Source organism: Mycetocola sp. BIGb0189 (assembly GCF_024810155.1).
GTDB classification, from domain to species: Bacteria; Actinomycetota; Actinomycetes; order Actinomycetales; family Microbacteriaceae; genus Mycetocola; species Mycetocola lacteus.
The window spans coordinates 155,002-167,975 of record NZ_JANUED010000006.1; the positions used below are offsets into that span (position 1 = coordinate 155,002).

At 65.3% G+C, this 12,974-nt stretch carries 12 protein-coding genes; 7 read left to right on the forward strand and 5 right to left on the reverse strand.

Translation table 11 applies throughout. The annotated features are described in order from the left end of the window. Positions 1 to 15: 15 nt before the first annotated feature. The 3 genes from M2390_RS10950 to tkt are packed head-to-tail and all read right to left on the reverse strand — an operon-like array spanning position 16 to position 4,835. Entirely contained in the window at positions 16 to 1,611 is a 1,596-nt protein-coding gene (locus tag M2390_RS10950; protein WP_259178671.1) for a glucose-6-phosphate isomerase, read from the reverse strand. Beyond that, positions 1,608 to 2,717 carry a transaldolase gene (tal, locus tag M2390_RS10955; protein ID WP_030143382.1) on the reverse strand — a complete coding sequence of 370 codons (1,110 nt, stop codon included), beginning with the start codon at positions 2,715 to 2,717 and terminating at the stop codon, positions 1,608 to 1,610. Before tal ends, M2390_RS10950 begins: the two co-directional genes overlap by 4 nt. A 27-nt stretch (positions 2,718 to 2,744) precedes the next feature. Then, positions 2,745 to 4,835, reverse strand: coding sequence for a transketolase (gene tkt / locus M2390_RS10960; RefSeq protein WP_259178680.1), 2,091 nt, complete (start codon positions 4,833 to 4,835; stop codon positions 2,745 to 2,747). Between the two features lie 267 nt (positions 4,836 to 5,102). Between tkt and M2390_RS10965 the strand changes: the two genes are divergently transcribed. After that, the gene (locus M2390_RS10965; RefSeq protein WP_259178682.1) at positions 5,103 to 6,023 is read left to right on the forward strand and encodes a heme o synthase; all 921 of its coding nucleotides are present in this window, start codon (positions 5,103 to 5,105) and stop codon (positions 6,021 to 6,023) included. Between the two features lie 180 nt (positions 6,024 to 6,203). Here M2390_RS10965 and M2390_RS10970 read toward each other — a convergent pair whose 3' ends face one another. Beyond that, positions 6,204 to 7,166 carry a heme A synthase gene (locus tag M2390_RS10970; RefSeq protein WP_259178683.1) on the reverse strand — a complete coding sequence of 321 codons (963 nt, stop codon included), beginning with the start codon at positions 7,164 to 7,166 and terminating at the stop codon, positions 6,204 to 6,206. Between the two features lie 284 nt (positions 7,167 to 7,450). On the opposite strand from M2390_RS10970, the gene sufB reads away from it, so the two are divergent. The 6 genes from sufB to M2390_RS11000 all read left to right on the forward strand — a co-directional run bounded on the left by sufB (position 7,451) and on the right by M2390_RS11000 (position 11,991). Next, positions 7,451 to 8,869: a Fe-S cluster assembly protein SufB gene (gene sufB / locus M2390_RS10975; RefSeq protein ID WP_030143386.1), complete on the forward strand. Its 1,419-nt coding sequence runs from the start codon at positions 7,451 to 7,453 to the stop codon at positions 8,867 to 8,869. Further along, positions 8,870 to 10,069, forward strand: a complete 1,200-nt coding sequence (sufD, locus tag M2390_RS10980; protein WP_259178687.1) for a Fe-S cluster assembly protein SufD — start codon at positions 8,870 to 8,872, stop codon at positions 10,067 to 10,069. Continuing rightward, a complete protein-coding gene (locus tag M2390_RS10985) occupies positions 10,066 to 10,389 on the forward strand; it encodes a non-heme iron oxygenase ferredoxin subunit (protein ID WP_259178688.1) in 324 nt (107 codons plus the stop codon). Before sufD ends, M2390_RS10985 begins: the two co-directional genes overlap by 4 nt. A 4-nt stretch (positions 10,390 to 10,393) precedes the next feature. Then, positions 10,394 to 11,158 carry a Fe-S cluster assembly ATPase SufC gene (gene sufC, locus M2390_RS10990; protein ID WP_121687931.1) on the forward strand — a complete coding sequence of 255 codons (765 nt, stop codon included), beginning with the start codon at positions 10,394 to 10,396 and terminating at the stop codon, positions 11,156 to 11,158. Positions 11,159 to 11,167: 9 nt separating this feature from the next. Beyond that, positions 11,168 to 11,497, forward strand: a complete 330-nt coding sequence (locus tag M2390_RS10995) for a metal-sulfur cluster assembly factor (protein ID WP_030143390.1) — start codon at positions 11,168 to 11,170, stop codon at positions 11,495 to 11,497. A gap of 74 nt (positions 11,498 to 11,571) precedes the next feature. Beyond that, entirely contained in the window at positions 11,572 to 11,991 is a 420-nt protein-coding gene (locus M2390_RS11000; RefSeq protein ID WP_121687930.1) for a hypothetical protein, read from the forward strand. Between the two features lie 95 nt (positions 11,992 to 12,086). On the opposite strand, the gene M2390_RS11005 is transcribed toward M2390_RS11000, so the two are convergent. Beyond that, complete coding sequence (locus M2390_RS11005; protein ID WP_259178690.1) at positions 12,087 to 12,848, reverse strand: trans-aconitate 2-methyltransferase; 762 nt, start codon at positions 12,846 to 12,848, stop codon at positions 12,087 to 12,089. Positions 12,849 to 12,974 lie beyond the last annotated feature (126 nt).

A 12,974-nucleotide genomic window follows, 5' to 3' on the forward strand; every position in this document is an offset into this window, starting at 1 on the left:
TTTTGCGAGGGGTTGTTAGCGCGCGATGGCGGCGAACAGGGTTTCGATGGTGCTGGCCGGGTCGGTCAGGGTGAGGGTTACGACGGGACGACCGTGGTCGGCCAGTACGCTTGCGTCACCCTGCGCCTGAGCGGCAATCAGCTCACCGAAGGTGAACGGACGCTCCGGGATCTCGAGGTCCGCGGGGGCGGTCTCGGTGATCTGCAGGAACACGCCCACGGCCGGTCCGCCCTTGTGGAACTGACCGGTCGAGTGCAGGAAGCGCGGGCCCCAACCGAAGGTGACCGGACGACCGGTTACCGCGGCGAACTGGTCGCGGACACCCTGCAGCTGCGGGTTGGCGACACGGTCTACGTAGGCCTGCACGGAGAAGTAGCCATCCTCGGGCAGGGTGCCGATGAGGGCATCCAGAACCTCGCGGACGGTGGTGGCGGAGCCGATGATCTCGGCCGGGCCGCGCACCTCGATACCGGCGTCCACAAATGCGGGCGCGGTGGGCTCGGGGCGGGAGTCCAGCAGACCGCGGGTAGCGATCTTAGCGGACTCCACGTCGGGCTGGTCGAAGGGGTTGATCCCCAGCAGGCGACCGGCCACAACCACCGCGTACTCCCACACCAGCAGCTGAGCGCCGAGGCTGCCGCTGACGAGGATTTCACCCTCGCGTGCGTGGTTGTCGAAGTGGGTGTGGGCGTTGTCCACCAGGCGCACGATCTGGGTGTCCGCGTAGTCCGCGGTTACCTCGGTCGAGAGCGGCTCGAGCACAACCGGCAGGACGCCGGTGCCGAGCTTTCCGGTGGACTCGGCGATCAGCTGCTCCACCCAGTCGCCGAAACCGACGATGTGGCTGCCGTCGGTGACGATGCCCAGCTTGCTGCGGAATGCGATGGCCGCACCGAGCACCAGGCCCGGGTTGGTCTCGTTGTCCACGGCGAGCTCAACCGAGATGGCCTCGGCCTCGTTGAGCAGCTCGTCGATGTCCGCACCGGCGAGACCGGCGGGGACCAGACCGAAGGCGGTCAGGGCCGAGTAGCGGCCACCCACGTTGGGGTCCGCGTTGAAGACGGTGTAACCGGCCTCACGTGCGGACTTGTCCAGCGGGGAACCCGGGTCGGTGACCACGATGATGCGCTCGGTCGGGTCGATGCCCACCGCGGTGAACGCAGCCTCGTAGGCGCGACGCTGGCTGTCGGTCTCCACGGTCGAACCCGACTTGGAGGACACCACGAGGGCGCTGGTCTCCAGGCGGTCGTTCAGCGCGGCCAGGATCTGACCGGGAGCGGTCGAGTCCAGGATGGTCAGCGGAGCGTCCAGCGTGTTGGTGATGACCTCGGGGGCCAGCGAGGACCCGCCCATGCCACCCAGCACGATGTGGTTCACGCCGGCTGCGCGCAGCTTGTCGCGCAGCTCGATGATCGGGGCCACCAGCGGACGCGAGACCGAAACGGCCTCGGTCCAGCCCAGACGGATGGAGGACTCGGCCTCGGCGTCCGCGCCCCACAGGGTGGGGTTCTGGGCGGTGATACCCGAGGCGACCAGGTCGGCCACCAGGGTGGGAACGGCTTCTACTACGGCTACCTTGACGGTGCCGGAGAGGTGGATTTCGAAGCTCACTTCGAAGCCTCCAGAGCTGCGTTCACGGTGTCCAGCAGTTCGTTCCAGGAGACGATGAACTTCTCAACGCCTTCCTTCTCGAGCTGAGCGGTGGCCTCGTCGTAGGACACGCCTGCGGCGGCTACGGCGTCCATGATCTCGTGAGCGGCGGCGTAGGCCACGGTCACGGTGTCACCGGTGATGACGCCGTGGTCGGCGGTAGCCTCGAGGGTCTTCTCCGGCATGGTGTTGACAACACCGGCGGCAACCAGCTCGGTCACGTACAGGGTGTCGGGCAGAGCGGCATCCTTGACACCGGTCGAAGCCCACAGCGGACGCTGCTTGTTTGCACCGGCGGCCAGCAGACCGGCGGCACGCTCGGAGGCGAACTCCTGCTCGAAGGCCTCGTAGGCCAGCTGAGCGTTGGCAACGCCGGCCTTCGACTTCAGGGCCACGGCCTCGGGGGTGCCCACGGCGTCCAGGCGAGCGTTGATCTCGCTGTCCACGCGCGACACGAAGAACGAGGCAACCGAGTGGATGCCCGAGATGTCGATGCCCTTGGCCTTGGCCTGCTCGAGACCGGCCAGGTAGGCGTTGACCACGGCGCGGTAGCGTTCGAGCGAGAAGATCAGGGTCACGTTGACGCTGATGCCCTCGGCGATCACGGCGGTGATGGCCTCGAGGCCCTCAACGGTCGCGGGGATCTTGATCATGGCGTTGGGGCGGTTGACCTTGGCCCACAGCTCCTTGGCCTGCGCGATGGTCGCGGCGGCGTCGTGAGCGAAGCCCGGCTCGACCTCGATCGAGACGCGGCCATCGAAGCCCTTGGAGGAGGCGTAGATGTCGGCGAAGATGTCGCTTGCGGCGGCAACGTCGTCGGTGGTGATCTCGAAGACAGCCTTCGATGCGTCAACACCGGCAGCCTTGAGCTCGGCAACCTGCTCGGCATAGCTCTCACCGTTGCTCAGGGCACCGGCGAAGATGGTCGGGTTGGTGGTCACGCCGACAACGTTCTTCTCGGCGATCAGGGCCTGCAGGCTGCCGGACTGGATGCGTCCGCGGGACAGGTCGTCAAGCCAGATGCTGACGCCGGCCTCGGACAGGGCGGCGGTACGTTCGTTAGTCATTGAATCTTCTTCTTTCCTGTTCAACGCCTACGCGTTGAGCGAGTCCTTGGCCGCGGCCACAACGGCCTCGGTCGTGATACCAAACTTGGTGTACAGGGTCTTCTCATCTGCCGAAGCACCGAAGTGCTCCAGGGAGATGGAACGTCCACGGTCGCCAACAATTCCCCGCCAGGTGAGGGCGATACCGGCCTCAACCGAAACGCGAGCGGTGATAGCTGCCGGGAGTACCGACTCCTGGTAGGCGGCGTCCTGCTCGGCGAACCACTCAAGCGAGGGGACCGAGACGACGCGGGCCTGGATGCCCTCGGCTGCCAGTGCGGTGCGAGCCTCAACGGCCAGCTGCACCTCGGAACCGGTGGCGATCAGCAGTACCTCGGGGGTGCCGTTCGGAGCCTCCAGCAGGGTGTAGGCGCCGCGAGCGGTCAGCGATGCCGATGCGAAGGTCTCGCCTTCGGCAGCACCCTCGCCACGTGCGTACACGGGGAGGTTCTGACGCGACAGGGCGATACCCTGCGGTGCGGTGTGACGCTTGAGCATCTCGAACCACGCGTGAGCGGTCTCGTTGGCGTCGGCCGGACGGATGATGTCCAGGTTCGGGATGGCGCGGAGCGCTGCGAGGTGCTCAACCGGCTGGTGGGTCGGACCGTCTTCGCCGAGGGCGATCGAGTCGTGGGTCCAGACGAAGATCGGAGCGATGTTCATCAGGGCGGCCAGACGGACGGCGGGACGCATGTAGTCGGCGAACTGCAGGAAGGTTCCACCGAAGACGCGGGTCTTACCGTGCAGGGCGATACCGTTCATGATTGCGCCCATGGCGTGCTCACGGATACCGAAGTGCAGGACGCGACCGTAGTCGTTACCGGTCCACGCGTTGGTGGAGTGCTCGGCGGGCACGAACGAGGGGGCACCCTCGATGGTGGTGTTGTTCGAACCGGCGAGGTCGGCGGAGCCACCCCACAGCTCGGGCAGCACCGAGGCGAGGCCGTTGATGACCTTACCCGAGGCAACACGGGTCGAAACCGACGAGCCACCCTCGAAGACCGGCAGAGCGGACTCGATGTCGGCGGGCAGTTCGCCAGCCTCGAGGCGAGCCAGCAGCTCGGCGCGCTCGGGGTTTGCGGCGGCCCAGGCGTCAAAGCGAACCTGCCATGCTGCGTGCAGCTCGGCACCGCGTGCCACGGCACCGCGGGTGTGCTCGATGACGTCCTCGTCCACCTGGAAGCTCTGCTCCGGGTCGAAGCCCACAACGGTCTTCAGCGCGGCGAGCTCCTCGGCACCCAGCTTGGAGCCGTGGATGCCACCGGAGTTCTGCTTCTTGGGGGAGGGGTAACCAATGATGGTCTTGAGGATGATCAGCGAGGGCTTCTTGGTCTCAGCCTTGGCAGCCTCGATGGTGTCGTTCAGTTCCTGAACGTCCTCGACGTACTCGCCGTTCTTCTTCCAGTCGACGATGCGCACATCCCAGCCGTAGGCCTCGTAGCGCTTGGCGACGTCCTCGGTGAAGGCGATGTTGGTGTCGTCCTCGATCGAGATCTGGTTGGAGTCGTAAATGGCAATCAGGTTGCCGAGCTCCTGGTGACCGGCCAGCGAGGAAGCCTCGCTGGTCACGCCCTCCTGCAGGTCACCGTCTCCGGCAACGACGTACACGAAGTGGTCGAAGGGGCTGGTGCCGGCCTCGGCCTCGGGGTCAAACAGGCCACGCTCGTAGCGGGCGGCGTAGGCGAAGCCCACGGCCGAGGCGAGACCCTGGCCCAGCGGACCGGTGGTGATCTCAACGTGGTCGGTGTGACCAAATTCGGGGTGACCCGGGGTCTTCGAGCCCCAGGTGCGCAGTGCCTCGATGTCGGCCTTTTCCAGGCCGAATCCGCCGAGGTACAGCTGGACGTACTGAGTGAGGGAGGAGTGGCCGACCGACAGCACGAAGCGGTCGCGTCCCAGCCAATCCTGGTCGCTCGGGTCCTTGTGCATGACCTTCTGGAAGAGGAGGTAGGCGACCGGTGCGAGGCTCATTGCCGTTCCGGGGTGGCCGTTACCGACCTTTTCTACGGCATCCGCCGCGAGAACGCGAGCGGTGTTAACCGCCTTGTTGTCGATGGGATCCCACTTCAGAGCTGCCAAGATTATTGACCTTTCCTAATCGAACCCGGCGGCCTGGGTTGGCCACCGTGGCTGAGCGAACTGCGTGTCGCGCACGGCGCCGCACCCGGCGGCGGGCACTACAACGAAGTGCGGGACCGGGGGAAAGGCGTCGCGTTATTGCGAGCGTCTACCAGTATAGGGAGTTCCGCTCCCGATAGCGGGGGAGTTCGGGCGCGCGTGCACGGTTGGTCGCCCGAAACCGATCCCGTAGGATGGGCGAGTCGAGTGAAGAGGTATATAGAACTAATGGACGTCGCAGAGTTGACCCCCGTCGCCACCGAGAAGATCGGTGCCAAGCGCAAGGTGCGTGCATACATCGCGCTCACAAAACCCCGTGTTATGGAGCTTCTGCTGGTGACCACGGTCCCGGTAATGATCCTCGCTCAGGGTGGTCTGCCGACCCTCGGACTGGTCCTCGCCACGGTCATTGGTGGTGCGCTGAGTGCGGGTTCCGCCGGCGCGTTCAACTGCTATTTCGACCGCGATATCGACCGCGTGATGAACCGAACTCAGGGTCGACCGCTTGTGACCGGAGAGGTCAGCCCGCGCGAGGCGCTCGTGTTTTCCTGGGTTCTGGCGGTGGTTTCCACGGTGTGGCTGGCCCTCACCACCAACCTACTGGCCGCCGCACTCTCGGTCGCGGCCATCGCCTTCTACGTGCTGATCTACACGCTGTGGCTCAAGCGTCGCACCGCTCAGAACATCATCTGGGGCGGAATTGCGGGCTGTTTCCCGGTGCTGATCGGCTGGTCGGCGGTTACCGGTTCGCTCTCCTGGGAGCCCTTCATTCTCTTCGGTGTGGTGTTCCTCTGGACCCCGCCGCACTACTGGCCGCTGTCGATGAAGTACCGCGAGGACTACCGCTCGGTGGGTGTCCCGATGCTCGCCGTGGTGCGCGGTCGGGCCCAGGTGGGCCTGCAGGTCATCCTCTACGCATGGGCCACCGTGGCCTGCTCGCTGCTGCTGATTCCGGTGGGCAACATGGGCATCGTATATAGCGTGGTTGCGGTACTGGCCGGCGGCTGGTTCATCTACGAGACACACCGTCTGTACAACCTCGCTATCCGCGGTGCGGCGGCGAGTCCGATGCGTGTGTTCCACGGTTCGATCTCGTATCTCACCCTGGTGTTCCTCGCGGTGGGGATTGACCCGCTGCTGCACTTCTAGGGCGAATCTGCACGTTCGTGCAGCACGTTTCGCGCTTTGGGTATCGGGCGGGTCGATTTAGCTGCACATACGTTCAGCGCTCGTGAACCAACGTGAGCCCGAATCGGGACCGTGGGTACCCAGACAAAAGGGCGGTGGCCCCCTCCGAAGAGGGAGCCACCGCCCCTTATTGTTGCCGGGTTAGGCGCGTGCCGCCTGCGGCTCGGCCGACACCTGCTCGGGCTCGGGGATCGAGGAGCGGGTGTCCAGCATGACCCGGGTGGCCAGGGCGATCACAACGCCGGCCAGGACCATGTGGGTACCCACCATGATCTCCGGCAGTCCCAGGCGGGACTGGGCGATGCCCAGGACGATCTGGGCGATCTGTCCCACCAGCAGCCAGATGACCGGCTTCACCGGGTAGCGCAGGCGCAGTCCGATGATCAGGATCAGGACGGTCGAGGCAAACATCAGGTAGCCGGGCCAGGAGTGCAGGTGCTGCATGAACTCGGGGTCCAGGCCGTTGCGGGGCACGTTGGCGTCGCCGGCGTGCGGACCCGATCCGGTGGTCAGGATGCCCATGACCGCGGCCAGGGCAACCAGGAAGGTCATGATGTGGGTGAGGATCCGGTACGGCGCCGCGCTGCGCTTGGGGCCGGCGGCTCCGCGGTACACGCGGTAGACCAGCGCGGTGGTCAGGCCCACCAGCACCAGGGAGATCACAAAGTGGGCACCCACCAGGTAGGAGTTCAGGCCGGTCAGCACCACGATGCCGCCGAGCACCGCCTGCAGCGGGATGCTCATGCCCTGGGCGAAGGTCAGCCAGAACAGGTCGCGGCGCCGCTTACGCAGGTTCCAGACCGAGAGGAAGGCGCCGATGGCGATGATCACCAGCACGAAGGTGAGCGTGCGGTTACCAAACTCGATGATCCCGTGGATCCCCATCTCCGGGGTCGAGGTCAGCGATTCGGGGGTGCACTTGGGCCAGGTGGGGCACCCGAGGCCCGACCCGGTTAGGCGCACGGCGCCGCCGGTGCCGATCAGCACCGTCTGGAAGATCAGCGAGAGCCAGGCAAAAACACGAACCGGTCGGTTCACGCTCTGCGGCAGCCAGTTTGTGATCCGCTGATAGAGGCTTGGTGTCGGCCGGGAGGTCGTGGTCACGGGAATCGGTCCCCATCCTTAGTTAACGGTGCGGCTCGCGGTAATCACCCATGCGGAAATATGCCGGAACCTATAGAATACGAAGAGTTCGAGTAGTTGTCTGCGTTTGGCACGTTGCATGCCAGCCGCGGGCCAGGTACTGAAACCCCCTTGAACTAATTGTAGAGACGCCGGAGAGCGTCTCGCGCCACCCCCCTCTCATGCCCGCGCCTGATAGCGCATCACCGTGAGGGAATGCCAGGTACGGAAATTCTGTTACCGGCAGGTAGAAAAGAGGTAGAGACATGTCAGACGTGCTCATTGACCGTCCCGAATTGGACTCCCTGGGAGTTTACGAATTCGGATGGTCCGACTCGGATGCGGCGGGTCAATCCGCCAAACGAGGAATCTCCAAAGAGGTCGTTGCCAACATCTCGAACCTCAAGAACGAGCAGGACTGGATGCTGCAGCGACGCCTGAAGGCCCTGCAGATCTTCGAACGCAAGCCGATGCCCGCCTGGGGTGCCGACCTCTCGGCCATCGACTTCGACAACATCAAGTACTTCGTCCGCTCGACCGAGAAGCAGGCCCAGACCTGGGAAGACCTGCCCGAGGACATCAAGAACACCTACGAGAAGCTGGGTATCCCCGAGGCCGAGCGTCAGCGCCTGGTCGCCGGTGTGGCCGCCCAGTACGAGTCCGAGGTGGTGTATCACCAGATCCGCGAGGACCTCGAGCAGCAGGGTGTCATCTTCCTGGACACCGACACCGCGCTCCGTGAGCACCCCGAGTTCTTCGAGGAGTACTTCGGTACCGTGATCCCCTCGGGTGACAACAAGTTTGCCGCGCTGAACACCGCCGTGTGGTCGGGTGGCTCGTTTGTGTATGTCCCCAAGGGTGTCCACGTGGAGATCCCGCTGCAGGCCTACTTCCGGATCAACACCGAGAACATGGGTCAGTTCGAGCGCACGCTGATCATCGCCGACGAGGGCTCCTACGTCCACTACATCGAGGGCTGCACCGCCCCGATCTACAAGTCGGACTCGCTGCACTCGGCCGTGGTGGAGATCATCGTGAAGAAGAACGCCCGCGTTCGCTACACGACCATCCAGAACTGGTCGACCAACGTGTACAACCTGGTCACCAAGCGCGCCATCGCCGAAGAGGGCGCCACCATGGAGTGGATCGATGGCAACATCGGCTCCAAGGTCACCATGAAGTACCCGTCGATCTACCTCACCGGTGAGCACGCCAAGGGTGAGACCCTGTCGGTGGCCTTCGCCGGCCCCGGTCAGCACCAGGACACCGGTGCCAAGATGATCCACATGGCCCCGCACACTCAGTCGACCATCCTGTCGAAGTCCATCGCCCGCGGTGGCGGCCGCGCCGGATACCGCGGTGAGGTTCGGGTGGACGCCAACGCGCACCACTCGAAGAACACCGTGGCCTGTGACGCCCTGCTGGTGGACCGCATCTCCCGCTCGGACACCTACCCGGCGATCGACATTCGTGTGGATGACGCCGAGCTGGGTCACGAGGCAACGGTCACCAAGGTCTCCGAGGAGCAGCTGTTCTACCTGATGAGCCGCGGCCTCGAGCAGGATGAGGCCATGGCCATGATCGTGCGCGGCTTTATCGAGCCGATCGCCCGTGAGCTCCCGATGGAATACGCACTCGAACTCAACAAGCTCATCGAAATGGGCATGGAAGGATCCGTCGGCTAAATGACGACCACATCCCCTGCAACCAGCAGCACCGAAACCGAACAGCACGGGTTCAAGGCGCACAGCGACGGCGGCGACGCCTTCGTGCCGGTCCAGACCCGTTCCGAGCGCTTCGCCTCGACCGATGTGGCCGCCTTCCCGGCGGTCACCGGTCGCGAGCCCGCCTGGAAGTACACCCCGGTCGCGCAGCTTGCCGACCTGATTGATGGCGAGCTGGACGGATCCGAGTATCCGTTTGAGGCACCCGCCGTCGACGGCGTCGCCGTGGCCTGGGTGGGTCGCGACGATAAGCGGATTGGCACCGCCGGTACCCCCGAGAACAAGGCCGCCGCCAACGCGTGGACCGCGTTTGAGAAGGCCCTGGTAATCTCGGTCACCGGCGAGGAGGAGAAGACCTTCCGCCTGCACCGCAGCGCACTGGGGAACACCGCCCGCGCCGCGCACACCGTGATCGAGGCCGCACCGCACTCGCGCGCCCTGGTCATCCTGGAAAACGCCGGCCAGGCCGCGCTGACTGAGAACATCGAGATCATCGTCGGCGATGGCGCCCAGCTCACCGTGGTGAGCGTTCAGGAGTGGGCGGAGGATGCCCGCCACCTGGCCGAGCACTTCGCCGAGATCGGTCGCGACGCCAAGCTTAAGCACGTGGCCGTGACTCTGGGTGGCAAGATCGTCCGGGTCAACCCCTCGACCCACCTGGGTAGCCAGGGTGCCGACATCGAGTCGCTCGGTGTGTACTTCGCCGACGCTCACCAGCACCTCGAGCAGCACGTGTACGTCGACCACGACGCCGAGAACACCCGCTCCCGCGTGAGCTACAAGGGTGCACTCCAGGGTGAGGGTGCGCACACCGTGTGGATCGGCGACGTGCTGATCCGCCAGACCGGTACCGCGACCGACTCCTATGAGGAGAACCGCAACCTCGTGCTCAGCGAGGGTACTCGCGCCGACTCGGTGCCGAACCTGGAGATCGAGACCGGTGACATCGCCGGTGCCGGTCACGCCAGCGCCACCGGTCGATTCGACGACGAGCAGCTCTTCTACCTCATGGCACGCGGCATCGCCGAGGCCGACGCCCGTCGCCTCGTGGTGCACGGCTTCCTGGTGGAGATCATCCAGCGCATCGGCGACGCCGAGCTGGGCGAGCGCATCGAGGCCGCCATCGAGCGTGAGCTTGCGGCGGGTGACCTCCAGTCGTGAGTACCCGCGTTGCTGCCTTTGCCGATCTGACCCTCAACCAGGCCCTGCGCGTGGTGGTCGACGGCACTCCGATCGCACTCGTGTTGGACGCGCAGGGTGAGGTCCACGCAATCGGAGACACCTGCACCCACGGCGATATTTCCCTCGCCGAGGGGTTTGTTGAGGGGGAGACCCTCGAGTGCTGGGCCCACGGGTCCGCATTCTCGCTGAAAACCGGCAAGCCCCTGACCCTTCCCGCCTATGAGCCCGTCCCGGTATACGCCGTGGAGCTGCGCGATGGCGACATTTTTATCGACCCGACCGTAACGAAAGAGATCTAGCGCCATGTCAGTACTTGAGATTCGCGACCTGCACGTCAGCGTGGAAACCGACCAGGGCACCAAGCCGATCCTGCGCGGTGTAGACCTGACCCTCAACTCCAACGAGACCCACGCCATCATGGGCCCCAATGGTTCGGGCAAGTCGACCCTGGCGTACACCATCGCCGGTCACCCGAAGTACACCGTGGACTCCGGTTCGATCACCCTGGACGGCGAAGACGTCCTGGAGATGAGCGTGGACGAGCGTGCCCGCGCCGGCCTGTTCCTCGCCATGCAGTACCCGGTGGAGATCCCCGGTGTGACCGTGTCGAACTTCCTGCGCACCGCCAAGACCGCCATCGATGGTGAGGCCCCCGCGATCCGCACCTGGATCAAGGAGGTGCGCACCGCCATGGACAACCTGCGCATGGACAAGGTGTTCGCCGAGCGTAACGTCAACGAGGGCTTCTCCGGTGGAGAGAAGAAGCGTCACGAGATCCTTCAGCTTGAGCTGCTCAAGCCGAAGTTCGCCGTGCTCGACGAGACCGACTCGGGCCTCGACGTTGACGCGCTGAAGATCGTCTCCGAGGGTGTCAACCGCGCCCAGGAGAACACCGACCTCGGCGTGCTGCTGATCACCCACTACACCCGCATCCTGCGCTACATCAAGCCGGACCACGTCCACGTGTTCGTGAACGGTAAGGTTGCCGAGCAGGGTGGCCCCGAGCTGGCCGACCGTCTGGAAGACGAGGGTTACGACCGCTACCTCCAGACCGCCGACCAGGCGTAGGCTAGACCCATGTCTACCACCCTGAGCCCGGCCCGTTACGACGAGGTCACCGAGGCGCTCAAGGACGTTATGGACCCCGAGCTCGGGGTGAACGTTGTTGACCTCGGCCTGATCTACGACCTCGGATGGGACGATGAGAACAACGCTCTCATCATCCACATGACCCTCACCTCGGCCGGCTGCCCGCTGACCGATGTGCTCGAAGAGCAGACCGGTGAGGCACTCGATGGCGTCGTGGAGGCGTTCCGGATCAACTGGGTCTGGATGCCGCCGTGGGGCCCTGAAAGAATCACCGATGACGGCCGCGACATGATGCGAGCCCTCGGCTTCGCGATGTAGTTTGCCCTCTCAGAACCCCGCTCACCATTTGGTGGGCGGGGTTTTGTGCGCTCCTATGCCGGTAAGCTGGCAGCATGACTTCCCGTACCGGCCGCGAACAGCTGCACGACTCCATCCGCGACTATGAGGCCGGCGATTTTCCGGTAGACCGCATCATCGACTGCGTCTGTACCTGCGGCAACGAGGTCTTCGCCCTCGGCTATGACGATGAGCAGGGCGTGGCCGTGCGGCTGTGCTCGAAGTGCGACACCGAGGTCGCGCTGCTCGACTCGGCCGACCTGCTGGACCGCGCCGATTCCGATATCGAACTCGACGCCGCCGAGTGCACCTGCGACGGCACCGACTTCACCGTGGCCGTGGGCTTTGCGATCGAGGGCGAGGATGTGCGCTGGGTCAGCGTGGGCCTGCGCTGCGAGGACTGCGCCATCGCCGGCGTCTACACCGACTGGGCGATCGACTACAGCCCGAGCCTGCACCTGCTTGAGCGAGTCTAAGCGCTCATATCGTCGCCACAACACGGCAACGGCGTCGGTAGTGTTCGGGGTGATCCCGGACGCAGCCGACGCCGTTGCTATTGCGGTTGCCGTGACTAGGCAGCAGTACGCACCCAGTACACCTCGGTGATCATGGTGTGTGAGACCTGACCGTCCTCGGTGTTCGCGGCGATGGCGGCATCCAGTGCGGCCTCAAACGTGTCGCCCGCGGCGGCCAGCGCGGCCTGCATCTTGCTGGAGGACAGCGCGCGGCCGCGGGTGTCCTCGGGGGAGCGGGTCAGGGTCCACTCGGCCTGATACACGCCGTGATCCGAATCCGCCGGGGCGAAGGCCTCGGCCAGCTCCTGCGCGTAGGGGAAATCGCGGTAGGTGCGGGTGTAGCCGGGGGAGTAGGCCTCGGCCAGCTCCTCCCACGCCTGGGCGAACCCGCCGCGGGTGTAGTCGCGGTTATGCTGGATGATTGCCAGCACGCCGCCGGGCCGCAGCGCCTGGATGGCCGCCGCGTAGAACCGCGGGCGATCAAACCAGTGTGCGGCCTGACCCACGGTGATCAGGGCGAGGTCACGGCGCTGCTCCAGATCCGGCTCGACCGGGGAGTGAACCCAGGTGGCCTCGGGCAGGCGCTCGGCGCCGGTGGCGACCATGTCCGCGGAGATGTCCACCGCGGTGTAGTGGGCCAGTGGACCGAAGGTGGGCAGCAGGTCTTCGAGGACCACGCCGGGCCCCGAGCCCGCATCCAGAATGTTGAGCGGCGGCGTCGGATCCACCAGCTGCTCCAGCAGCGCGTACACGGCGCGGGGGTAGCGGGGCCGCTGCTGATTGTAGATGGTAGCCAGACCGTCAAATACCTCGGACATGGTCGTTTCCTTCCGATAGGGGATCTGTGGCCAGTTTAGGTTTGCGGGTGCGCGCCGCTCGGGGGCTCTCCCCAAATTCCCAGACACTCACTCTCCATCTGGGCGGCGGATATTGCGGCGCGGGGC